Annotated in this window: 15 protein-coding genes; 9 read left to right on the top strand and 6 right to left on the bottom strand. The window is 67.4% G+C overall.

From position 1 onward, the window contains the following. Nucleotides 1–306: 306 nt before the first annotated feature. Nucleotides 307–1,809 (bottom strand): glycerol kinase GlpK, encoded by a 1,503-nt coding sequence (gene glpK / locus LPW26_RS23960; protein WP_238738259.1) that lies wholly within the window; start codon nucleotides 1,807–1,809, stop codon nucleotides 307–309. A gap of 318 nt (nucleotides 1,810–2,127) precedes the next feature. On the opposite strand from glpK, the gene LPW26_RS23955 reads away from it, so the two are divergent. The 9 genes from LPW26_RS23955 to LPW26_RS23915 all read left to right on the top strand — a co-directional run bounded on the left by LPW26_RS23955 (nucleotide 2,128) and on the right by LPW26_RS23915 (nucleotide 14,799). Further along, nucleotides 2,128–2,712: an ANTAR domain-containing response regulator gene (locus tag LPW26_RS23955; RefSeq protein ID WP_238738257.1), complete on the top strand. Its 585-nt coding sequence runs from the start codon at nucleotides 2,128–2,130 to the stop codon at nucleotides 2,710–2,712. Next, on the top strand, nucleotides 2,709–3,869 hold the full coding sequence (locus tag LPW26_RS23950; protein WP_238738255.1) for a CmpA/NrtA family ABC transporter substrate-binding protein: 1,161 nt from the start codon (nucleotides 2,709–2,711) through the stop codon (nucleotides 3,867–3,869). The genes LPW26_RS23955 and LPW26_RS23950 overlap by 4 nt, the downstream gene beginning before the upstream one ends. Before the next feature lie 529 nt (nucleotides 3,870–4,398). Continuing rightward, nucleotides 4,399–5,709: a CmpA/NrtA family ABC transporter substrate-binding protein gene (locus LPW26_RS23945; protein WP_238738260.1), complete on the top strand. Its 1,311-nt coding sequence runs from the start codon at nucleotides 4,399–4,401 to the stop codon at nucleotides 5,707–5,709. A gap of 59 nt (nucleotides 5,710–5,768) precedes the next feature. After that, a complete protein-coding gene (gene ntrB / locus LPW26_RS23940; protein ID WP_238738253.1) occupies nucleotides 5,769–6,668 on the top strand; it encodes a nitrate ABC transporter permease in 900 nt (299 codons plus the stop codon). A 10-nt stretch (nucleotides 6,669–6,678) separates the two neighbouring features. After that, entirely contained in the window at nucleotides 6,679–7,473 is a 795-nt protein-coding gene (locus LPW26_RS23935; protein WP_238738251.1) for an ABC transporter ATP-binding protein, read from the top strand. A gap of 7 nt (nucleotides 7,474–7,480) precedes the next feature. After that, nucleotides 7,481–8,713 (top strand): NAD(P)/FAD-dependent oxidoreductase, encoded by a 1,233-nt coding sequence (locus LPW26_RS23930; protein ID WP_238738250.1) that lies wholly within the window; start codon nucleotides 7,481–7,483, stop codon nucleotides 8,711–8,713. A 7-nt stretch (nucleotides 8,714–8,720) separates the two neighbouring features. Next, nucleotides 8,721–10,490: a NirA family protein gene (locus LPW26_RS23925; protein WP_238738249.1), complete on the top strand. Its 1,770-nt coding sequence runs from the start codon at nucleotides 8,721–8,723 to the stop codon at nucleotides 10,488–10,490. Further along, on the top strand, nucleotides 10,487–12,106 hold the full coding sequence (locus LPW26_RS23920; protein ID WP_238738247.1) for a sulfite reductase subunit alpha: 1,620 nt from the start codon (nucleotides 10,487–10,489) through the stop codon (nucleotides 12,104–12,106). The genes LPW26_RS23925 and LPW26_RS23920 overlap by 4 nt, the downstream gene beginning before the upstream one ends. Continuing rightward, nucleotides 12,106–14,799, top strand: a complete 2,694-nt coding sequence (locus LPW26_RS23915; RefSeq protein WP_238738246.1) for a nitrate reductase — start codon at nucleotides 12,106–12,108, stop codon at nucleotides 14,797–14,799. Before LPW26_RS23920 ends, LPW26_RS23915 begins: the two co-directional genes overlap by 1 nt. Before the next feature lie 259 nt (nucleotides 14,800–15,058). Here LPW26_RS23915 and LPW26_RS23910 read toward each other — a convergent pair whose 3' ends face one another. From LPW26_RS23910 to pimA, 5 genes are all read right to left on the bottom strand, one after another. Continuing rightward, a complete protein-coding gene (locus LPW26_RS23910; protein WP_238738245.1) occupies nucleotides 15,059–15,832 on the bottom strand; it encodes an SDR family NAD(P)-dependent oxidoreductase in 774 nt (257 codons plus the stop codon). A 232-nt stretch (nucleotides 15,833–16,064) separates the two neighbouring features. Beyond that, nucleotides 16,065–17,207, bottom strand: coding sequence for a pimeloyl-CoA dehydrogenase small subunit (gene pimD / locus LPW26_RS23905; protein WP_238738243.1), 1,143 nt, complete (start codon nucleotides 17,205–17,207; stop codon nucleotides 16,065–16,067). Nucleotides 17,208–17,399: 192 nt separating this feature from the next. Further along, nucleotides 17,400–18,590 carry a pimeloyl-CoA dehydrogenase large subunit gene (pimC, locus tag LPW26_RS23900; protein WP_238738241.1) on the bottom strand — a complete coding sequence of 397 codons (1,191 nt, stop codon included), beginning with the start codon at nucleotides 18,588–18,590 and terminating at the stop codon, nucleotides 17,400–17,402. A gap of 218 nt (nucleotides 18,591–18,808) precedes the next feature. Then, nucleotides 18,809–19,996 (bottom strand): acetyl-CoA C-acyltransferase, encoded by a 1,188-nt coding sequence (locus LPW26_RS23895; protein WP_238738240.1) that lies wholly within the window; start codon nucleotides 19,994–19,996, stop codon nucleotides 18,809–18,811. 20 nt (nucleotides 19,997–20,016) lie between these two features. Then, the gene (gene pimA / locus LPW26_RS23890; protein WP_238738238.1) at nucleotides 20,017–21,675 is read right to left on the bottom strand and encodes a dicarboxylate--CoA ligase PimA; all 1,659 of its coding nucleotides are present in this window, start codon (nucleotides 21,673–21,675) and stop codon (nucleotides 20,017–20,019) included. Nucleotides 21,676–21,905 lie beyond the last annotated feature (230 nt).

Here is a 21,905-nt window from a genome sequence, read left to right as displayed (position 1 = left end):
CCCCGCGAACCGTGACGATCGCGCATCGCCCCTCTCCTTGGGACGGGATGAAGGGACTATAGTCCTTGTAGGAATTTTGTCAAGGGAAGCTGTCGCTAGTCTGTAGCCCGGATGGAGCGAAGCGTAATCCGGGGAGCGTTGTCGATGCCGTCCCGCATTTCGCTGCGCTTCATCCGGGCTACTGACGGAGTCAGTGCTCGCTACTGACGGAGTCAGTGCTCGCGTCGCCCTCACCCCACCCCTCTCCCGCAAGCGGGAGAGGGGGCGCGCTGCGGATGGGGATGGCGTATCGGGCTACACGGCCGCCTACTCCCCCTCGTCGCTGGCCAGCAGGCCCTTCACGGCCCTGCGCCAGCCGGCCAGTTTGCGCTCGCGGGTGGCGGCGCTCATCGCCGGGCGGAAGCGGTGGTCGAGGCGCCAGTTGTCGGCGAATTTCTGCGGCTCGGGGTAGACGCCGGCGCTGAGGCCGGCCAGGTAGGCGGCGCCGAGGGCGGTGGTTTCCTGGATCACGGGGCGGTCGACCGGGGCGTCCAGGAGGTCGGCGAGGCGCTGCATGGTCCAGTCGGAGGCGGCCATGCCGCCGTCGACGCGCAGCACCGGCGGCGCGGCGTCGGCGCCGGACCAGTCGTCGCGCATCGCGGCCCACAGATCGTAGGTCTGGTAGCAGACGCTCTCCAGCACGGCGTGCGCCAGCTCGGCCGGGCCGGTGTTGCGCGTCATGCCGAACAGCGCGCCGCGGACCCGCGGATTCCAGTACGGCGCGCCCATGCCGACGAAGGCCGGCACCAGATACACGCTCTGCATCGAATCCGATTTGTCGGCGAGCGGGCCGGTCTCGCTGGCGTGCTTGATGATGCCAAGGCCGTCGCGCAGCCATTGCACCGCGCTACCTGCGACGAAGATCGAGCCTTCGAGTGCGTAGGTGCGCTTGCCGCCGAGCTGATAGGCGATCGTCGTCAGCAGCTTGTTGTGCGAGCGGACCGGCGTCGCGCCGGTGTTGAGCAGCGCAAAGCAGCCGGTGCCGTAGGTCGATTTGATCATGCCGGGGGTGAAGCACGCCTGCCCGATCGTCGCCGCCTGCTGATCGCCGGCGATGCCGCGGATCGCGATCGGGGCGCCGAACAGCTCGTAGTCGCTGTCGCCGAAATGCGCGGAGGAGTCCTTGACCTGCGGCAGCATCGAGCGCGGCACGCCGAGCAGCTTCAACAGATCGTCGTCCCACTCGCCGGTGTGGATGTTGAACAGCAGCGTACGCGACGCGTTGGTGGCATCGGTGGCGTGGACGCGGCCGCCGGTCAGCCGCCACAAGAGATAGCAATCGATGGTGCCGAAGCGCAGCTCGCCGCGCTCGGCACGGGCACGCGCGCCGGGAACGTTGTCGAGCAGCCAGGCGACCTTGGTGCCGGAGAAATACGGATCGATGATCAGCCCGGTCTTGTCGGTGATCATCGGCTCATGGCCGTCGGCCTTCAGCCGGGTGCAGACCTCCGCGGTGCGGCGGTCCTGCCAGACGATGGCGCGGTGGATCGCCTTGCCGGAAATGCGATCCCACACCACCACGGTCTCGCGCTGGTTGGTGATGCCGATCGCCGCGATGTCGGCGGCCGCGGCGCCGGCCTTCTCCATCGCCTCGCGGCAGGTCGCCAACGTCGATGCCCAGATGTCCTCGGGCTCGTGCTCGACCCAGCCGGACGCCGGGAAATGCTGCGGAAATTCGCGCTGCGCCGTGGCCGCGATCGAGATGTCGTCGCGGAAGAGGATCGCGCGCGACGAGGTGGTGCCCTGATCGATGGCCATCACGAATGACATGAGCGTTCGTCCCGGAATCTGAAGCGAGGAAGGTTTGAGCCGCACACCACCCGATCGCGCCGCCGCCGTCAATATGGGCAGTTCCAACGCGCGGCGGGCGGTGAATCCCCTTCAATCGACCGCAGGACTGTGGTTTGTCGGGGCGTACATCCATGACCCGGATTGAGGGAGCCCTCGAGTGGTTCGTCATTGCGAGCGAAGCGAAGCAATCCAGAGGCGCAGTGCACGGCGCTGGATTGCTTCGTCGCGGAGCCTGTGCCCGGACGGCGCTAAGCGCCGATCCGGGTGTTCCTCGCAATGACGACGCGGGGTTAGCGAATGGACCCGCTGCTGAAAATCGTGATCGTCGATGAGAACCCGGTCCGCGCCGGAATTCTCACCGAGGGGCTGCGCGAAGCCGGCATGTCGCAGATCACCTATCTGGCGGCGACCACCAATCTGCTGGCGCGGATCTACGAGATCGACCCCGACGTCATCCTGATCGATCTGGAAAACCCGAGCCGCGACATGCTGGAGCAGATGTTCCAGGTCAGCCGCATCGTGAAGCGGCCGATCGCGATGTTCGTCGACCAGAGCGACACCGCTTCGATCCAGGCCTCGGTCGACGCCGGCGTCTCGGCCTATATCGTCGACGGGCTGAAGAAGGAGCGGATGAAGCACATCCTCGATCTGTGCATCTCGCGCTTCAACGCCTTCGCCAGTCTCGAAAGCGAACTGCACCGCGCCCGCAGCGCGCTGGAGGATCGCAAGGTGATCGACCGCGCCAAGGGCATTCTGATGAAGGCCAAGGGATTGAGCGAAGAGCAGGCCTATGTGCTGCTGCGCACCGCCGCCATGAACGAGAAGAAGAAAATCGCCGAGATCGCCCAGTCGGTGGTCACCGCGTCGGAGATGCTGAAATGAGCGAGCGCCTGCGAATCGGATTCATCCCGCTGGTCGACGCCGCGGCGCTGATCGTGGCGGTCGACAAGGGGTTTTGCGCGCAGGAGGGACTCGACGTCGAGCTGGTGCGCGAGATCTCCTGGGCCAATGTCCGCGACAAGTTCAACATCGGCCTGTTCGACGCCGCGCATCTGCTGGCGCCGATGGCGGTCGCCTCCAGCCTCGGCATCGGCCACATCCGCGTGCCGGTGATTTCCGGCTTCGGCCTCGGCGTCAACGGCAACGCCATCACGGTATCGCCGGATCTGCACGCCGCCATCGCCGCCAATGTCGACGGCGACATCGCGGATCCGGTGGTGTCGGCGCGGGCGCTGGCGCGGGTCGTCGCCGACCGCAAACAGATGGGTCTGGAGCCGCTGATCTTCGGCATGACCTTCCCGTTCTCCAGCCACAATTACGATCTGCGGTTCTGGATGGGCGCCGGCGGCGTCGATCCAGACGAGGATGTGCGGCTGGTCGTGCTGCCGCCGCCCTACATGGTCGAGAGCCTCGCCAACAAACATCTCGACGGCTTCTGCGTCGGCGCGCCGTGGAATTCGGTGGCGATCGATCTGCGCATCGGCCACATCCTGCATTTCTCCTGCGAGCTGTTTGAGCGCGCTGCCGAAAAGCTGCTGGCGGTGCGCGCCTCCTGGGCCGAGGGCCATCCCGACACGCTGCTGCGGCTGATCCGGGCGCACGACCGCGCGGCGCAGTTCATCGAATACGAACCCAACCGCGACGAGGTCTGCGCCCTCCTCACCGCGCCCGGCCGCATCGAAGTGACGCCGGAGCTGATCCGCCGCACGCTGGACGGCCGGCTGAAAGTGGCGCCGGACGGCAGCTACCGCGAGACCGGCCGCTATCTGCTGGTCGGCCGCGAAGCCGCGGCGCGGCCCGACCCGATTCAGGGCGCGTGGAACTACGCCCAGATGGTGCGCTGGGGCCAGGCGCCGCTGTCGGCCGAGCTGCTCGCCGCCGCCAAGGCGGTCTTCCGCCCCGATCTCTACGAAGCCGCGGTGGGCGGCCCGCCGATCCTGCCGATCTCCCCCGCCGACGGCATCGGCGAATGCACCGGCACGACGTTCGATCCGGACGACATCGCGGGCTATCTGTCGGGGCTGACGATTCGGCGCTGAGGCGAGGTCACCTCTCCCCGCGCGCGGGGAGAGGTCGGCCCGGCTGAGCGCAGCGAGGCCGGGTCGGGTGAGGGGGCGCCTTCGCGAGGCCGAGCCGTTGTGCGATCGGTTCGGGGGCTCGGCCGCGCGGTGACGCCCCCTCATCCCAGCCTTCTCCCCGCCCGCGGGGAGAAGGAGCAGGCCGTGCTCCGCCCAGCGCCCCCTGATGCGTTGCACAATTCATCATCATTGTGCTCAGCCGTGCTGCGCGAATGCGCATCGTTTGTCGCCGGCTGAATTCGCGGCACGCAGCACCAACTAACTGCAAATACTACCGGATCACGCGCACGGCGCGGTTGGCACGGTTTTCGCTACTCCTAGAACGGGTCACCGGTGGGTGTCCCGGCGTCCATCGTAAACTCCGACAGCAACGCTGCTGTCCTGGCCCGCACTGCCGCGGCCAGGCAGCAGCGTTTTTTTTGTGAGTTCGGCGGCGTCCGCATCACGGGCAACCAGGGTCTCGCGACCCCAGCAGGGAAACATGGCAACGATGATCAGCAAGGACCGCATCGGAAGCAAAGTGAGCCGCCGCCAACTCCTGAAGGCCGGCGGCGGCGCAGCGGCACTGCTCGCCGCGGCGAGGCTGAGTTTTCCCGGCGGCGCCTTCGCGCAGGATGCCGGCCCTGAAGTGAAAGGCGCCAAGCTCGGCTTCATCGCGCTGACCGACGCCTCACCGCTGTTCGTCGCCAAGGAGAAGGGCATCTTCGCAAAATACGGCATGCCCGACGTCACCGTCGAGAAGCAGGCGTCGTGGGGCACAACGCGCGACAACCTCGTGCTCGGCTCCGAAGGCAACGGCATCGACGGCGCACATATCCTGACGCCGATGCCGTATCTGATCTCGTCCGGCAAGGTGACTCAGAACAACGTGCCGACGCCGATGTACATTCTGGCGCGGCTCAACCTCAACGGCCAGTGCATCTCGGTCGGCAAGGAATATGCGGACCTCAAGGTCGGGCTCGACACCGCGCCATTCAAGGTCGCGCTGGAGAAGAAGAAGGCGTCCGGCAAATCGGTGAAGGCGGCGATGACCTTCCCGGGTGGGACGCACGATCTGTGGATCCGCTACTGGCTGGCGGCCGGCGGCATCGACCCCGACAAGGATATCGAAACCATCGTGGTGCCGCCGGCCCAGATGGTGGCGAACATGAAGGTCGGCACGATGGACTGCTTCTGCGTCTGCGAGCCGTGGAATCTGCAGCTTATCCATCAGAACATCGGCTACACCGCGCTCACCACCGGCGAGCTGTGGGACAAGCATCCGGAAAAATCCCTCGGCATGCGCGCAGCGTGGGTCGACAAGTACCCGAAGGCTGCGAAAGCGCTGCTGATGGCGGTGATGGAAGCGCAGCAGTGGTGCGAAGACCCAGCTAATCGCGAAGAGACCGCGCGGATCTGCGCCAAGCGGCAGTGGATCAACGTCCCCGCCGAGGACGTGATCGACCGCATGAAGGGCCGCTTCGACTACGGCACCGGGCGCGTCGTCGAGAACTCGCCGCAGCAGATGCGGTTCTGGAAGGACCATGCCTCCTACCCGTTCCAGAGCCACGATCTCTGGTTCATGACCGAGGACATCCGCTGGGGCAAGTACGAGCCCGGCTACGACAGCAAGGCGCTGATCGCCAAGGTCAACCGCGAGGATCTGTGGAAGGACGCCGCCAAGACGCTCGGCGTCGCGGCGGCCGACATTCCGGCCTCGACGTCGCGCGGCAAGGAGACGTTCTTCGACGGCAAGGTGTTCGATCCGGAAGATCCCGCCGCCTATTTGAAATCGCTGTCGATCAAGCGCGTCGAAGCCTGAGATCACCAGGACCGCGCTGCGGCGCGGTCCCCGCTTTTCCTGACGACGGAGCACCACCGATGTCGATGACTGCCCTGAAATCCGAAACCGAGACCGTCACCGTCCTCACTCCGCCGTCATCCGCCGTGGTGACGATGCGGCCGAAGCCGCAGCCGCGTTCGGACAGATACGTCCGGAACGCGCGCGAGATCGCCGCACGGGTGATCCCGCCGCTGATCGTGTTCACGTTGCTGATGGTGTTCTGGGAGCTGGTTTGCCGCCAACCGGGCTCGGCGCTGCCGCCGCCGACCAAAGTCTACGCCGATACCAAGGAGCTGATCTTCGATCCGTTCTTCGATCGCGGCGGCATCGACAAGGGGCTGTTCTGGCACCTCAGCGCCAGCCTGCAGCGCGTCGCCTTCGGCTACTCGCTCGCCGCCGTCGCCGGCATCGCGCTCGGCACGCTGGTCGGCCAGTCGGTGTGGGCAATGCGCGGGCTCGATCCGATCTTTCAGGTGCTGCGCACCATCCCGCCGCTGGCCTGGCTGCCGCTGTCGCTCGCCGCGTTCCGCGACGGCCAGCCCTCGGCGATCTTCGTGATCTTCATTACGTCGATCTGGCCGATCATCATCAACACCGCGGTCGGCATCCGCAACATTCCGCAGGACTATCGCAACGTCGCCGCGGTGGTGCAGCTCAATCCGCTGGAATTTTTCTGGAAGGTGATGCTGCCCTCGGCCGCGCCCTACATCTTCACCGGCCTGCGCATCGGCATCGGCCTGTCGTGGCTGGCGATCATCGCGGCCGAGATGTTGATCGGCGGCGTCGGCATCGGCTTCTTCATCTGGGACGCCTGGAATTCCTCGCACATCAGCGAAATCATTCTGGCGCTGTTCTACGTCGGCATCATCGGCTTCGTGCTCGACCGCATGATCGCGGGGCTCGGACGCATCGTCACCCACGGCACTTCGGCGGATTAAGGAGCGCGACATGACCGCTTATTTGAAGCTCGATCACATCGACAAGACCTTTACCCGCGGCGCTGCGACGACCGAAGTCCTCAAGGATGTTTCGCTCGACATCGCGCAGGGCGAATACGTCTCGATCATCGGCCATTCCGGCTGCGGCAAGTCCACGCTGCTGAACATCGTCGCCGGGCTGACGCGGGCGACGATCGGCGGCGTGCTGCTGGAGGATCGCGAGGTCAACTCGCCGGGGCCGGACCGCGCCGTCGTGTTTCAGAACCACAGCCTGCTGCCGTGGCTGACCGTGTACCAGAACGTCCGGCTCGGAGTCGACAAGGTGTTCGCCAAGACCAAGAGCCGCGCCGAGCGGCACGACTGGACGATGCACAACCTCAACCTCGTGCAGATGGGCCACGCCAAGGACAAGCGGCCGTCGGAAATCTCCGGCGGCATGAAGCAGCGCGTCGGCATTGCGCGAGCGCTGGCGATGGAGCCGAAGGTTCTGCTGCTCGACGAGCCCTTTGGCGCGCTCGATGCTTTGACCCGCGCTCACTTGCAGGACTCGGTGATGGCGCTGCATCAGAAGCTGAACAACACCATCCTGATGATCACCCACGACGTCGACGAGGCCGTGCTGCTCAGCGACCGCATCGTGATGATGACCAACGGCCCATCGGCGCGGATCGGCGAAGTGCTCGACGTCCCGCTGCCGCATCCGCGCAAGCGGCTCGAACTGGCGACCAACGCGACGTACTTGAAGTGCCGCCAGCGCGTGCTCGAATTCCTCTACGAGCGGCACCGCTTCATCGAGGCGGCGTGACGCTTCGATGAGCGAGCCTCTCGTCATCATCGGCAACGGCATGGCGGCGGTGCGGCTGGTGGAGGAGCTGGCCAAGACCGCGCTCGGCCGCTACGCGATCGCGGTGATCGGCGACGAGCCGCGGCTCGCCTATAATCGCGTGCTGCTGTCGTCGGTGCTGGCGCGCGAGGTCTCGAAGGCCGAGATCGAGCTGCGACCGGCGCAGTGGTGGCGTGATCGCGGCGTCACGTTGCTGTACGGCCAGAGCGCGGCCGCCACCGCGATCGACGCCGGCATCCGCCGCGTCCGGCTCGCCACCGGCGCGACGCTGCCGTTCGCCAGGCTGGTGATCGCTACCGGATCCAAGCCGATCCGCCTCGCCGTGAAAGGCATGGACCTGCCCGGCGTGCTGACCTTCCGCGATCTCACCGACGTCGCGGCGATCGAGGAAGCCGCGTCCGGCGGCCGCCGCGCCGTGGTGATCGGCGGCGGCCTGCTGGGCCTCGAGGCCGCCTACGGCCTCGCCAAGGCCGGCGCGCGCGTCACCGTCGTGCACCTGATGGATCGCCTGATGGAGCGTCAGCTCGACCCCACCGCCGCGGCGATGCTGAAGCGCGCGGTGGAGAGCAAGGGCATCACGGTCGAACTCTCGGCCGACACCGCGGCAATCACCGGCGACGGCCGCGTCGAAGCGGTGCAGCTCGCGGACGGCCGCGCCCTGCCCGCTGATCTCGTGGTGGTGGCGGCCGGCATCCGGCCGAATGTCGAGCTGGCGCACGGCGCCGGCATCGAGATCGGCCGCGGCATCCTGGTCGACGATCATCTGCAGACCAGCACGCGCGGCATCTACGCGATCGGCGAATGCGCCGAGCATCGCGGCGCCTGCTACGGCCTGGTCGAGCCGGCCTATGAGCAGGCCCGCGCGCTGGCGTCGCATCTGTCCGGCGGCGCCGGCGCCTATCGCGGCAGTGTGCTGGCGACCAATCTCAAGGTGACCGGCGTGAACTTGTTCTCGGCCGGCGATTTCCTCGGCGGCGCCGGCTCCGAGGCGATCGTGATGACCGATCCCGGCCTCGGCAGCTATCGCAAGCTGGTGATCAAGGACGGCAAGCTGACCGGCTGCGTGCTGTTCGGCGATACCAACGACGGCCTTTGGTATCTCGAACTGATCCGCTCCGGCCGTTCGATCGAAACGATCCGCAACGACATGATGTTCGGCCGCGCGCTCGCAGCACGCGCCGACAAATCCGTTGCCGCGTGAGGGACTGATGGGCAGCGAATTCACGATCGACCAGAAGCGCTATCTCGAAGGCTTCGCCTCCGGCGTCACCGCGGCGCGGGCGCAGCGCGGCGCCCTGCCTGCCGGCGGCGCGGCGCAGCCGTCCGGCCCCGACGCGATCCACCTCGCCGCGCAGGATCGCTTCACCGCGGCCGGCAAGAAGCTGGTCGACCAGGAGAAGTGGAAGCGCGAGGAGCATCCGTTCGACGCCTATCGCCGGCTGAAGCAGCAGGCCAAGGACAATGTGCCGCCGAAGCCCGCTGATAACTTCCGCTGGCGCTATTACGGCCTGTTCTACGTCGCCCCGACGCAGAGCTCGTATATGTGCCGGCTGCGCATCCCCAACGGCGTGCTGAACTCGTGGCAGATGCAAGGCCTCGCCGATATCGCCGACAACTACGCCGGCGGTTACTCCCACGTGACGACGCGCGCCAATCTGCAGATGCGCGAGATCGAACCGAAGAACGCGGTGACGCTGATCGAAGGCATCGAGTCGCTCGGCCTGTGGGCGCGTGGCGCCGGCGCCGACAACATCCGCAACGTCACCGGCTCGGCCACCGCCGGCATCGACCCGCAGGAACTGATCGACACGCGGCCCTACGCGCGCGAGTGGCACTTCCACATCCTCAACGAGCGCGCGCTGTATGGCCTGCCGCGTAAATTCAACGTCGCGTTCGACGGCGGCGGGCTGATCCCGACGCTGGAGGACACCAACGACATCGCGTTCCAGGCGGTGATGATCGCAGACGGGTTTGGGGTCGAAGCCGGCGTGCGGTTCCGGCTTTCGCTCGGCGGCATCACCGGGCACAAGGACTTTGCCCGTGACACCGGCGTGATCGTGCGGCCGGATGAAGCCACCGAGGTGGCGGACGCGATCGTGCGGGTGTTCATCGAGCACGGCGACCGCACCGACCGCGCGAAGTCGCGGCTGAAATACGTGCTAGACCGCTTCGGCTTCGACGAGTTTCTCAGGCTGGTCGAGGACAAGCTCGGCCGCAAACTGGTACGCGTCGCCGCAGAGGCCGCGCAGCCGCGGCCGGCGCAGGATCGCAGCGCGCATATCGGCGTGCATCCGCAGAAGCAGCCGGGACTGAACTGGATCGGCGTGCGGCTGTCGCTCGGCCGATTGTCGTCGGCGCAGATGCGCGGCCTCGCCGCGATCGCGCGCAACTTCGGCGACGGCGACATCCGCCTCACCGTCTGGCAGAACCTGCTGATCTCCGGCGTCGCCGATGACCATGTCGCTGAGGCAGGCGCGGCGATCACCGCGCTCGGCCTCGCGATCGATGCGAGCCCGATCCGCGCCGGGCTGATCGCCTGCACCGGCGCCACCGGCTGCCGGTTCGGCGCGGCGAAGACCAAGGAGACGGCCGAAGCGATCGCGCAGTATTGCGAGCCGCGCGTCGCGCTCGACACGCCGGTGAACATCCACCTCACCGGCTGCCATCACTCCTGCGCGCAGCACTACATCAGCGAGATCGGCCTGATCGGCGCCAAGGTGGCGATCTCCGACGAGGACGCCGTCGAGGGCTTCCACATCCATGTCGGCGGCGCGTTCGGCGATGGCGCGACGATCGGCGCCGAAGTGCTGCGCGACGTCAAGCAGGACGACGCGCCGAGAGTGATCGCCCACATGCTGAGTACTTATCTCGAGCAACGCGCTTCGGCGGACGAAACCTTCCTCGCCTTCGCGCGCCGCCACGACACCGCGACGCTGCAAAAGATCTTTGCTGTCGAGCCCAGCCCGGAGGACGCATGAGCCAGAATATGACGCCGCCCCTCCCGATGCTGATCCCGGACACCGCGCCGTTCTCCGACGAGCAACGCGCCTGGCTCAACGGCTTCTTCGCCGGTCTGGTCTCGCTCGACGGCGCCGGCGTCACTGCACTGTCGAGCGAACAGGCCTCAGCGCTGCTCGCCGGCGGCCCTGCCCCCGCGGCCGAGGACGACGATGGCGGCGCGCCGTGGCACGACCAGACGTTGCCGATCGGCGAGCGGATGCAGCTCGCCGACAGCAAGCCGCTGCGCTGGAAGCTGATGGCCGCGATGGCGCAGCAGGATTGCGGCCAATGCGGCTACGACTGCCGCAACTACTCGGCGGCGATCTTCGAAGGCAAAGAGACTCGGCTGAACCTCTGCGCACCCGGCGGCAAGGACACCGCGCGGATGGTCAAGATGCTGGCCGAGCAGATCGGCAGCGTGCCGAAGGCTGAAGCCGCAGCGGCGCCGTCGATCGATGCAGCGCCCGCCACCGCGCTGCCGCCGCGCGGCACCTCGCGCGACAATCCGGCCACGGCGAAAGTCCTTTCCCGCCGCAAGCTGAACAAGGACGGCTCCGAGAAGGAAACCTGGCACATCGAGTTCGACCTCGAAGAAGGCCTCGCTTACGAAGCCGGCGATTCCTTCGGGCTGTTTCCGGGCAACGATCCCAGGCTGGTCGAGATGGTGCTGACGACGCTCGGCGCGCCGGGCGATTTTCCGATCGCGGATCGCACGCTGCGCGCGGTGCTCACCGACAGCGTCTCGCTGTCGCCCGCGCCCGACATGCTGTTCCAGCTGATCAGCTACATCACCGGCGGCGACAAGCGGAAGAAAGCCCGCGCGCTCGCCAATGGCGAGGATCCGGACGGCGATGCCGCGACGCTCGACGTGCTCGCGGCGCTGGAGAAGTTTCCCGGCATCCGGCCCGATCCGGAGGCCTTCGTCGAGGCGCTCGATCCGCTGCAGCCACGGCTGTATTCGATCTCGTCGTCGCCGAAGCCGATCCCCGGCCGGCTGTCGCTGACGGTCGATTGCGTGCGCTATCAGATCGGCAAGCGGCAACGCCTCGGCGTCTGCTCGACCGGCCTCGCCGAGCGCGTCGCGCCGGGCGACACCGTGCGGGTCTATGTGCAGAAGGCGCACAATTTCGCGCTGCCGGCCGATCCCAATCAGCCGATCATCATGATCGGCCCCGGCACCGGCGTCGCGCCGTTCCGCGCCTTCCTGCATGAGCGCCAGGCGGTGCAGGCGCCGGGCAAGAACTGGCTGTTCTTCGGCCATCAGCGCTCGGCTTGCGATTTCTTCTACGACGACGAACTGAATGCGATGAAGCGCTCCGGCCTCTTGACGCGGCTGTCGCTGGCGTGGTCGCGCGATAGCGGCGAGAAGATCTACGTGCAGGACCGCATGCGCGAGGTCGGCCGCGATCTGTGGAGCTGGCTCACCGAGGGCGCCAATATCTATGTCTGCGGCGACGCCAAGCGAATGGCGAAGGATGTCGAGCTTGCGCTGGTCGATATCGTCGCGCAGCACGGCGCGCGCAGCGCCGCGGAGGCGACCGCCTTCGTCTCCGACCTGAAGAAACACGGCCGCTATCAGCAGGACGTCTACTGATGAACGCTTCCGCGCAGCATCCGCCGGCGGTGCGCACCACCTGCGCCTATTGCGGCGTCGGCTGCGGCGTCCTCGCCAAGCCGGACGGAAGCGGCGGCGCGGCGATCAGCGGCGATCCGGAGCACCCGGCGAATTTCGGCCGGCTGTGCTCGAAGGGCTCGGCGCTCGGCGAAACGCTGGCGCTGGAGACACGGCTGCTGCACCCGATGCGGCGCGGCGCCGATGGCACGATGGTGCGCGTGGCGTGGGATGACGCGCTGACGCGCGTCGCTGATGGCTTCGCCGAGACCATCGCCAAGCACGGCCCAGACTCGGTCGCGTTCTATCTCTCGGGCCAACTCCTCACAGAGGATTACTACGTCGCCAACAAGCTCATGAAGGGCTTCATCGGCTCGGCCAATGTCGACACCAATTCGCGGTTGTGCATGGCCTCCTCGGTCGCCGGCCATCGCCGCGCCTTCGGCAGCGACACCGTGCCGGGCAGCTACGCCGATCTCGACGCGGCCGATCTGATCGTGCTGGTCGGCTCCAACGCGGCGTGGTGCCATCCGGTGCTGTATCAGCGCATGCTCGCCAACAAGCGCGCACGCGGTGCGAAGATCGTGGTGATCGATCCGCGCCGCACCGCGAGCGTCGAAGACGATGATCTGCATCTGGCGGTGGCGCCCGGCATGGACACCGCTTTATTCAGCGGCCTGCTGGTGCATCTCGCCGACACGCTGGCGCTCGACGACGCCTATCTCGAAGCCCACACCACCGGCTTCACCGAAGCGCTGGTGCGCGCCCGCGAGATCGCGCCGGATCTCACCGCGACGGCGGCGGCGACTGGCGTGGATGCGACGGACGTCGCGCGGTTCTTCGCGCTGTTCCGCGGCACCGAGAAGGTCATTACTTGCTATTCGCAGGGCGTCAACCAATCGGCGCAGGGCACCGACAAGGTGAATGCGATCATCAACTGCCATCTCGCCACCGGGCGGATCGGCAGGCCCGGCATGGGGCCGTTCTCGCTCACCGGCCAGCCCAATGCGATGGGCGGGCGCGAGGTCGGCGGCCTCGCCAATCAGCTCGCCGCCCATATGGGGTTCGACGCGGAGGCGATCGACCGCGTCGGCCGGTTCTGGCGCGCGCCAAACATGGCGCAGCGCGAGGGGCTGAAGGCTGTGCAACTGTTCGACGCGATCGGTCGCGGCGAGATCAAGGCGCTGTGGATCATGGCGACCAACCCGGCGGTGTCGCTGCCACGCGCCGGCTTCGTGCAGGAGGCGCTGAAGACGCTCGATCTGCTTGTGATCTCCGAGAACGTGATCAGCAACGACACCGTCGCCGCCGGCGCGCATGTGCTGCTGCCCGCTGCGGCATGGGGCGAGAAGGACGGCACCGTCACCAATTCGGAGCGCCGGATCTCGCGGCAACGCGCGTTCCTGCCGCTGCCCGGCGACGCGCGGCCGGATTGGTGGGCCGTCAGCCAAGTGGCGCAGCGGATGGGCTTCGGCGACGCTTTCGCCTATCGGTCCGCCGCGGACATCTTCCGCGAGCACGCCGCGCTGTCAGCCTTCGAGAACGACGGCGCGCGTGATTTCGACATCGGCGCGCTGGCGACGCTGAGTGACGACGCCTTCAACGCGCTCGATCCGGTGCAGTGGCCAGCGCGCGCGGGCGGACCGCTCGCCGACTCGCGCTTCTTCGCGGCGGGCGGTTACTACACGCCGGACCGCAAGGCGCGGCTGATCGCGCCGGAGAGGCCTGCGCTGCATGAGGCCTCCTCGCCCGCATTCCCGCTGGTGCTGAACACCGGCCGCATCCGCGACCAGTGGCACACCATGACCCGCACCGGGCTCAGCCCGCGGCTCGGCGCGCATCTGCCGGAGCCGTTCGTCGAGGTGCATCCCGACGATGCCGCGCGGCATGGCCTTATCGATGGCGGCTTCGCGCGCGTGGCGACGCGCGACGGCGCCTGCGTGCTCAAGGTGGTGATCAGCGCCGGGCAACGCCGCGGCGCGTTGTTCGCGCCGATCCATTGGAGCGGCGAGACCGCGGCGACCGCGCGCGTCGGCGCGCTGGTGGCGTCGATCACCGATCCGTTCTCGGGCCAGCCGGAAGCCAAGGCGACGCCGGCGGCGATCGCACCGGTCAGCTACGCATTACGCGGCTTCGCGTTGTCGCGCGGAGCGTTGCCAATCCCGGCGGAGAGCTGGTGGGCGAAGGTCGCGGTGCGCGGCGGCACGGCGGCGCTGTTCGCCAGCAACGCGCCGGCGGCTGAATGGCGCGCGCAGGCGGCGGCGCTGTTCGGCGACGATGTCGAGCTCGCCGAGTATCTCGACGAGCCGCGGCAGAGTTTTCGCGCGGCTGCGTTTCAGGACGGCAGACTGGTCGGCTGCCTGTTCGTCGGCCCGGCCGAGGCCGCGCCGCAATGGGATGCGGTCAAAGCGCTGTTCGAAGCCGAAGCGCTGGAGACTGCGCAGCGCCGCGCGGTGCTATCCGGCCGCTCCACCGACGGCCTCGCAGATGCCGGCCCGATCGTCTGCGCCTGCTTCGGCGTCGGCCTTCTCACTATCCGTGACGCACTCGAAAGCGGCGCCGCCGTCAGCGTCGAGACGATCGGCAAAAGTCTCCGCGCCGGGACGAATTGCGGCTCGTGCCTGCCGGAGCTGCGCAAGATTGTGGCGGGGGCGAAGGTGAGTGAGGCAGTGTGACCACCGAACAACTCGCGCCGGCCCGCTCCCTCGCCCCGCTCTTGCGGGGAGAGGGTTGGGGTGAGGGGCGACGCGGGCACTGAGCCGGTCCGCGTGGGCACGGCGCTGCGCGCCTTTGCCCACCCTACGAACTCACTCCGTCATTCCGGGGCGCGCGTAGCGCGAACCCGGAATCCCGAGGTTGTTGCAAAGAGAGATTCCGGGTTCGCTCGCTTCGCGAGCGCCCCGGAATGACAACCGAGGGCGGTGGGGAGTTTAACTACACCGACGCTGTCGTCACGCCGCCGTCGATCACGATGGTCTGGCCGGTCATGAAGGTCGAGGCGTCGGAGCCCAGATACGCGACGGCGCCGGCGATCTCGTGCGGCTCGCCGATGCGGCGCAGCGGGGTCGAGGCGGTGCGGCGCTTGAGGTTGGCTTCGTCTTCCCACAGCGCGCGGGCGAAGTCGGTCTTGACCAGGCCTGGTGCGATGGCGTTGACGCGGACGCCCTTCGGGCCGTACTCGCCGGCGAGGCTGCGGCACAGCGCGAAGTCGGCCGCTTTGGAAATGCCGTAGGCGCCGATCACGGTGGAGCCGCGCAGGCCGCCGATCGACGAGATGATCACCACCGAGCCGTTGCCACGCTCCGCCATCTGCGGCATGGCGCGGGCGCACAGCCACAGATTGCTCTTCACGTTCGACGCCATGATCTTGTCGAAGGCTTCGTCCGGAATTTCGAGCAGCGGGCCGTAATACGGATTCACCGCGGCATTGCAGACCAGGATGTCGACCTTGCCGTATTTGGCATTGGTGCCGTCGATCAGCGCGTCGATCTCGGCCTTGCGCGAGATGTTGCAGGCGATGACGTGGGCGTCGCCGCCGTTCTTGCGGATGCCCTCGGCGACTTCCTCGCACGCATCGGCCTTGCGGCTCGACACCACCACCTTGGCTCCGAGCTTCGCCAGCAGCTCCGCCGACGCCCGCCCGATGCCGCGCGACGAGCCGGTGACGACGGCGACCTTGCCGGTGAGATCGAACGGATTGGCGGTCATGGCGGGCTCCCTAAGGTTGTTACTTGCGGTTATTCCGCATTCTGGCCGTCATGCGCGGGCTTGACCCGCGCATCCATCTCTTCCGAAGAAGATGGATTGCCGGGTCAAGCCCGGCAATGACGTTGGTACAAGTCATTCCGGGGTTCGCGCTACGCGCGCCCCGGAATGACGAAAGTGAGAGATTCCGGGTTCGCTCACTTCGTGAGTGCCCCGGAATGACTCGTGGAGGGGCCTAGATCAGCCCGCCGCCGTTGCTGACCTGGGTCAGGTGATACTCGGTGTCGCCGAAGGTCTGCTCGATCATGGTCAGCCGCTTGAAGTAGTGGCCGATCTTGGCTTCCATGGTCATGCCGATGCCGCCGTGGAGCTGGATCGACTGCTGGCCGACGAACTTGGCCGACTTGCCGATCTGCACCTTCGCGGCCGAGATGGCGTTGGCGCGTTCCTTGGCGTCGTCGAACTCCGCCGCCATGGTGGCCAGCATCGCCATCGAGCGGGCCTGTTCGGAGGCGACGAACATGTCGGCGGCGCGATGCTGCAGCACCTGGAAGCTGCCGATCGGCACGCCGAACTGCTTGCGGGTCTTGATGTACTCGACCGTGGTGGTGAGCGATTCATCCATCGCGCCGACCGCCTCCGCGCACAACGCGGTGCGGGCATCGTCGACCACCTGCTCGATCAGCGGCAGGCCGTTGGCCGGATCGCCGATCGCCGCATCGGCGCCGACTTCGACGCCGGTGAAGGTGATATCGGCGGCGCGCTGGCCGTCCTGGGTCGGGTAGCCCTTGCGCGACACGCCCTTGGCGTCCGCCGGCACCAGGAACACGCCGACGCCATTTCGATCACGCTGGCCGCCCGCGGTGCGCGCGGTGACCACCAGCGTGTCGGCGGCCTCGCCGTTCAGCACGACGAACTTCTCGCCGTCGATGACCCAGCCGTCGCCCTTCTTCTTGGCGGTGGTGGTGACGTCGCCGAGATCCCAGCGCGAGTTCTTTTCGAGCTGGGCGAACGCGAAGGTCTTGCTGCCGTCGATGATGCCGGGCAGATGCGCGGCCTTCTGTTCGGCCGAGCCGGCGCGGCGCAGGAAGCCGCCGGCGACGATCACGGTCGGCAGATAGGGCTCGAGCACCAGCGAATGGCCGAGCGCTTCCATGACGATCATGGTCTCGACCGCGCCGGCGCCGAAGCCGCCGTCTTCTTCGGAGAACGGCAGGCCGAGCAGGCCCTGCTCGGCGAACTTGCCCCAGACGTCACGGCTCCAGCCGTCCTTTTCCTTGGCGTACTTCTTGCGGCTGTCGAAATCGTACGAGGACTTCAGCAGCCCCTCGACGCTGTCCTTGAGGAGCCGCTGCTCTTCCGACAAATCAAAATCCATGGTGATGCTTCCTTGAGAAATTCGGTGGCCGTGCTCCCTCTCCCCGCTTGCGGGGAGAGGGTCGGGGTGAGGGGGCGTCTCCGCGAGTCTCGAAGGCTCGGCCGCGCTGAAGCGCCCCCTCAGCCGACCGGCTTCGCCGGTCGACCTCTCCCCGCGCGCGGGGAGAGGTTAGGAGACGCCTCGCATCGCGCCTTACAGCCCGAGCACCGCCTTGGTGATGATGTTGCGCTGGATCTCGTTCGAGCCGCCGTAGATCGACACCTTGCGGTTGTTGAAGTAGCTCGGCGCGATCTGCGCAGTCCAATCCATGGTCTCGTTGCTGTCGTCGTCGCCGTGCACGTCGTAGGGCGCGGCGAACGGACCGATCACTTCCATCAACAGCTCGGTGGTCGCCTGCTGGATCTCGGAGCCCTTGATCTTCAGCACCGACGACGCCGGGTTCGGCTTGCCCTTGCCGTGCTTGCCTTCGTCGGCGACGACGCGCAGCTGCGTGAGTTCGAGCGCCTTCAGCTCGATCTCGACCGCGGCCAGCTTCTCACGGAACTTGCTGTCCTCGATCACCGGCTTGCCGCCGGACTCGACCTTGGCGGCGAGCTCCTTGATGCGGCGGATGCGCTCTTTCGACATACCGACGCGGGCGATGCCGGTGCGCTCGTTGCCGAGCAGGAACTTGGCGTAGTCCCAGCCCTTGTTCTCCTCACCGACGAGATTTTCCAGCGGCACTTCGACGTCGTCGAAGAACACTTCGTTGACTTCCTTGCCGCCATCGATGGTCTGGATCGGGCGCACCGTGATGCCCTTCGACTTCATGTCGACCAGGATGAAGGAAATGCCCGACTGCTTCTTGGCGGCCGGATCAGTGCGGCACAGGCAGAAGATCCAGTCGGCATACTGCGCCAGCGTGGTCCAGGTCTTCTGGCCGTTGATGATCCACTTGTCGCCCTTCTTCTCGGCCTTGGTCTTGAGCGAGGCGAGATCCGAACCCGAGCCCGGCTCGGAGAAGCCCTGGCACCACCAATCCTCGACGCTGGCGATGCGCGGCAGGAAGCGCTTCTTCTGCTCCTCGCTGCCGAAGGTGTAGATCACCGGGCCGACCATCGACACACCGAAGGCGAGCGGCTGCGGCGCGGGCGCAGCCTGCAGCTCTTCGTTGAAGATGTAGTGCTGCACGCTGCTCCAGCCGGTGCCGCCATATTCCTTCGGCCAGTGCGTCACGCCCCAGCCCTTCTTGTGGAGGATGCGATACCACTCCACCATGTCGTCCTTGGACGGATGCCGGCCCTCGACCAGCTTCTGGCGGGTCTTCGGCGGCACGTTGTCCTTGAAGAACTGCCGCACCTCGTCGCGAAACGCGATTTCTTCCTTGGTGAAATTCAGATCCATCGGATCCTCCTGGGGTCAATCAGATCAGTTGTCACTCAGTCGTCGCCGCGCCGGCAGCCCGCTCCCTCGCCCCGCTCTTGCGGGGAGAGGGTTGGGGTGAGGGGCGACGCGAGCGCGAACTCTCGGCCTCGCGGAGGAGCCCCCTCACCCGGATTGCTGCGCAATCCGACCTCTCCCCGCGCGCGGGGAGAGGTTGCGTCGCGTTACGCGGCGATTAGTTACTGCACGATCTCGAACAGGCCCGCCGAGCCCATGCCGCCGCCGACGCACATGGTGACGACTGCGTATTTGGCGTTGCGGCGGCGGCCTTCGATCAGCGCGTGGCCGGCGAGGCGTGCGCCCGACATGCCGTAGGGATGGCCGACCGAGATCGCGCCGCCGTTGACGTTGAGCTTCTCCGGATCGATGCCGAGCTTGTCGCGGCAGTAGAGCACCTGCACGGCGAAGGCCTCGTTGAGCTCCCACAGGCCGATGTCGTCGACGCTGAGGCCATGACGCTTCAGGAGGCGCGGCACCGCGAACACCGGGCCGATCCCCATCTCGTCCGGCTCGCAGCCGTAGGAGACCATGCCGCGGAAGATGCCGAGCGGCTTGAGGCCCTTCGCGGCCGCCGTCTTGTCGCTCATGATCACCGTGGCCGAGGCGCCGTCCGAGAGCTGGCTGGCATTGCCGGCGGTGATGGTGAAGCCCTCGCCGCGCACGGCCTTGAGGCCGGCGAGGCCTTCGGCTGTCGTCTCCGGCCGCGGGCCCTCGTCCTGCGACAGCGTGATGTCCTTGAACGACACCGCGCCGGTGGCCTTGTCGACGACGCCCATCTTGGTCGCAATCGGCGCGATCTCGTCGGCGAACTTGCCGCCCTGCTGCGCGGCCGCGGTGCGGCGCTGGCTTTCCAGCGAGTACTCGTCCTGGCGCTCGCGCGAAATGTTGTAGCGCTTGGCGACGGTTTCGGCGGTGTCGAGCATCGCCATGTAGACGTCGCCCTTCATCGCCTCGAGCGCGGGATCTACGGCGTGGAAGGTGTTCATCTTGTCGTTCTGCACCAGCGAGATCGACTCGCCGCCCCCGCCGACCGCGATCTCGACGCCGTCGAAGATCACCGAGCGTGCCGCCAGCGCCATCGCCTGCAGGCCGGAGGCGCACTGGCGGTCGATCGTGGTGCCGGCGGTGGTCACCGGCAGGCCGGCGCGCAGCAGCGCCTTGCGGGCGATGTTGCCGCCGGTGGCGCCCTGCTGCATCGCCGCGCCCATCACCACATCCTCGACCTCCTTCGGGTCGATGCCGGCGCGCTTGACGGCGTGCTCGATGGCGTGGCCAAGCAAGGTTGCGCCCTCGGTGGCGTTGAGGGCACCGCGATACGCCTTGCCGATCGGCGTGCGCGCGGTGGAAACGATAACGGCCTCGGTCATGAGCGGGCTCCTTGCCTGTTTTACGCTTGGGCTTTGAGGTGGGGTGAGATTTGACTACGTAGTTCGTGACGCGACAATTTGCCGACCGGCGTGCGCGGCAATTCGTCGACGAATTCGACGGCGGTGGGCAGCTCGTGCTTGCCGAGCTTGCCGGTGAGGAATGCGCGGAGATCCTCGATCGTGAACGGCGCGGCGCCGTCGCGCAGCTTGACGAACGCCTTCGCGGCTTCGCCGCGATAATCGTCCGGGATGCCGATGACGATCACTTCCTGCACGGCGGGATGCTCATAGATCGCCTGCTCGATCATCTGCGGATAGACGTTGAAGCCGCCGGAGATGATCATGTCCTTCTTGCGGTCGACCAGGAAGAAATAGCCGTCGCTGTCCATATAGCCAATATCGCCGGTGAGAAAACGGTCGCCCACGAAGGATTCCGCGGTTTCGTTCGGCCGGTTCCAATAGCCCTTGGTGACGTTCGGCCCGCGCACGCGGATCTCGCCGACCTCGCCCGGCGGCAGCACCTTGGTGGCATCCTGCAGCGACACCACGTCCATTTCGATGCCCGGCAGCATCAGGCCGATCGAGCCGGGCTTGTCCGGGCCGACCGGCGGATGGCCGGTGCCGGGCGAGCAGGTCTCGGTCATGCCCCAGCCGCTCTTGAGCTGCAGCCCCGTTTTGCGCTCGAACAGCCGCGCGACCTCGACCGGCAGCGGAGCGCCGCCGGAGCCCGCCGTCACCAGCGACGACAGATCGCGGCTCTCCAGCGACGGATCGTTGGCGAGCGCGATCCACATCGTCGGCACGCCCGGGAACGCGGTGGCGCGCTTGTTCTCGATGTCGTGGAAGATCGCCGCGACGTCGAAGCGCTGATGCAGCGACAGCAGCTCGCCGCGCTTCAGGCCGCGCGTCAGGATCACCGTCAGCGCGTAGATGTGGAACAGCGGCAGCACGCAGATCACGCGCGACTGGCCGTCCGGCGCGTCGCGCACCACGCGCCACAGGTCGAAGATCGACACCGCCGAGGTCAGGTTGGCGTGCGTCAGCATCGCGCCTTTCGGCAGGCCGGTGGTGCCGCCGGTGTATTGCAGCAGCGCGATGTCGTGCTTGTTGATCGGCGGCCAGGCGGCGGGCGGCTTGGCATCCCTGACGAAATCGGCGTAGCGGATCACGCGCGGATCGTTCGGGAGCGGCGCCAGCGGCGCGGTCGAGACGCCCCACGCCGCGTCGGCGCAGACGATCAGGCGGTCGAGCAGCCCCTTGGCGAGAAACTTCTCGGCCATCGGCAGCAGCGCGGCGGACTCGGTGGTGATCAGCACGCGCGCGCCGGAATCGCTGAGCTTGTGCGACAATGCCCGCTCGCCATCGAGCGGCGACAGATGCACCACACGGGCGCCGGCTTTCAGCGCGCCGAAGAAATTGATCGGATGATCCGGCGTGTTTCCGAGAAACAGCGCGACCGAGGCGCCGGGGCCGTAGCCCGCCGCGAGCAGCGCCGCGGCGGCGGTGTCGGCGTGGTTCTGCAGCTGGGTGTAGGTGATCTGCCGGTCGCGGAATTCCAGCGCGGGGCGATCGGTGTAGTCAGCTGCCGCCTGCGCCAGCAGATCCGGCAACGTGCCGCTCGCGATCTCTGCATCCCAGCGAAGGCCGGGCGGGTAGTACTGCTCACCGGGATGGGTCATGCGGTCACTTCGCGAGTGGGGATGAAACTAACGGCTCGTCATTTCAGGTAGCGGAGAGCGCTGCGTCATTGGCACCCCTCCTCCTTGCGGGGAGGGGTCGGGGGTGGGGGTCCCCAGGCACTGTGCCTGCGTGGGGGGGGCCCCCCCCCCCCCCCCCCCCCCCCGCGGCGGGGGGGGGGGGGGGGGGGGGGGGGGGGGGGGGGGTGGGGGGGGTTGGGGGGGGGGGGGGG

Origin of the sequence: Rhodopseudomonas infernalis (genome assembly GCF_022271405.1) — a bacterium.
Taxonomy (GTDB): domain Bacteria; phylum Pseudomonadota; class Alphaproteobacteria; order Rhizobiales; family Xanthobacteraceae; genus Rhodopseudomonas; species Rhodopseudomonas infernalis.
Note: the sequence above shows the minus strand (reverse complement) of the source record. Positions and strands in the feature narration are given on the sequence as shown.

What these genes read in the sequence shown, in the direction of transcription:
- pimA (WP_238738238.1), bottom strand. Translation starts at nt 21,675, where the DNA reads ATGACCCATCCCGGTGAGCAGTACTACCCGCCCGGCCTTCGCTGGGAT.
- LPW26_RS23955 (WP_238738257.1), top strand. Translation starts at nt 2,128, where the DNA reads ATGGACCCGCTGCTGAAAATCGTGATCGTCGATGAGAACCCGGTCCGC.
- LPW26_RS23920 (WP_238738247.1), top strand. Translation starts at nt 10,487, where the DNA reads ATGAGCCAGAATATGACGCCGCCCCTCCCGATGCTGATCCCGGACACC.
- LPW26_RS23925 (WP_238738249.1), top strand. Translation starts at nt 8,721, where the DNA reads ATGGGCAGCGAATTCACGATCGACCAGAAGCGCTATCTCGAAGGCTTC.
- LPW26_RS23950 (WP_238738255.1), top strand. Translation starts at nt 2,709, where the DNA reads ATGAGCGAGCGCCTGCGAATCGGATTCATCCCGCTGGTCGACGCCGCG.
- ntrB (WP_238738253.1), top strand. Translation starts at nt 5,769, where the DNA reads ATGTCGATGACTGCCCTGAAATCCGAAACCGAGACCGTCACCGTCCTC.
- LPW26_RS23935 (WP_238738251.1), top strand. Translation starts at nt 6,679, where the DNA reads ATGACCGCTTATTTGAAGCTCGATCACATCGACAAGACCTTTACCCGC.
- LPW26_RS23930 (WP_238738250.1), top strand. Translation starts at nt 7,481, where the DNA reads ATGAGCGAGCCTCTCGTCATCATCGGCAACGGCATGGCGGCGGTGCGG.
- pimD (WP_238738243.1), bottom strand. Translation starts at nt 17,207, where the DNA reads ATGGATTTTGATTTGTCGGAAGAGCAGCGGCTCCTCAAGGACAGCGTC.
- glpK (WP_238738259.1), bottom strand. Translation starts at nt 1,809, where the DNA reads ATGTCATTCGTGATGGCCATCGATCAGGGCACCACCTCGTCGCGCGCG.
- LPW26_RS23915 (WP_238738246.1), top strand. Translation starts at nt 12,106, where the DNA reads ATGAACGCTTCCGCGCAGCATCCGCCGGCGGTGCGCACCACCTGCGCC.
- pimC (WP_238738241.1), bottom strand. Translation starts at nt 18,590, where the DNA reads ATGGATCTGAATTTCACCAAGGAAGAAATCGCGTTTCGCGACGAGGTG.
- LPW26_RS23910 (WP_238738245.1), bottom strand. Translation starts at nt 15,832, where the DNA reads ATGACCGCCAATCCGTTCGATCTCACCGGCAAGGTCGCCGTCGTCACC.
- LPW26_RS23945 (WP_238738260.1), top strand. Translation starts at nt 4,399, where the DNA reads ATGATCAGCAAGGACCGCATCGGAAGCAAAGTGAGCCGCCGCCAACTC.
- LPW26_RS23895 (WP_238738240.1), bottom strand. Translation starts at nt 19,996, where the DNA reads ATGACCGAGGCCGTTATCGTTTCCACCGCGCGCACGCCGATCGGCAAG.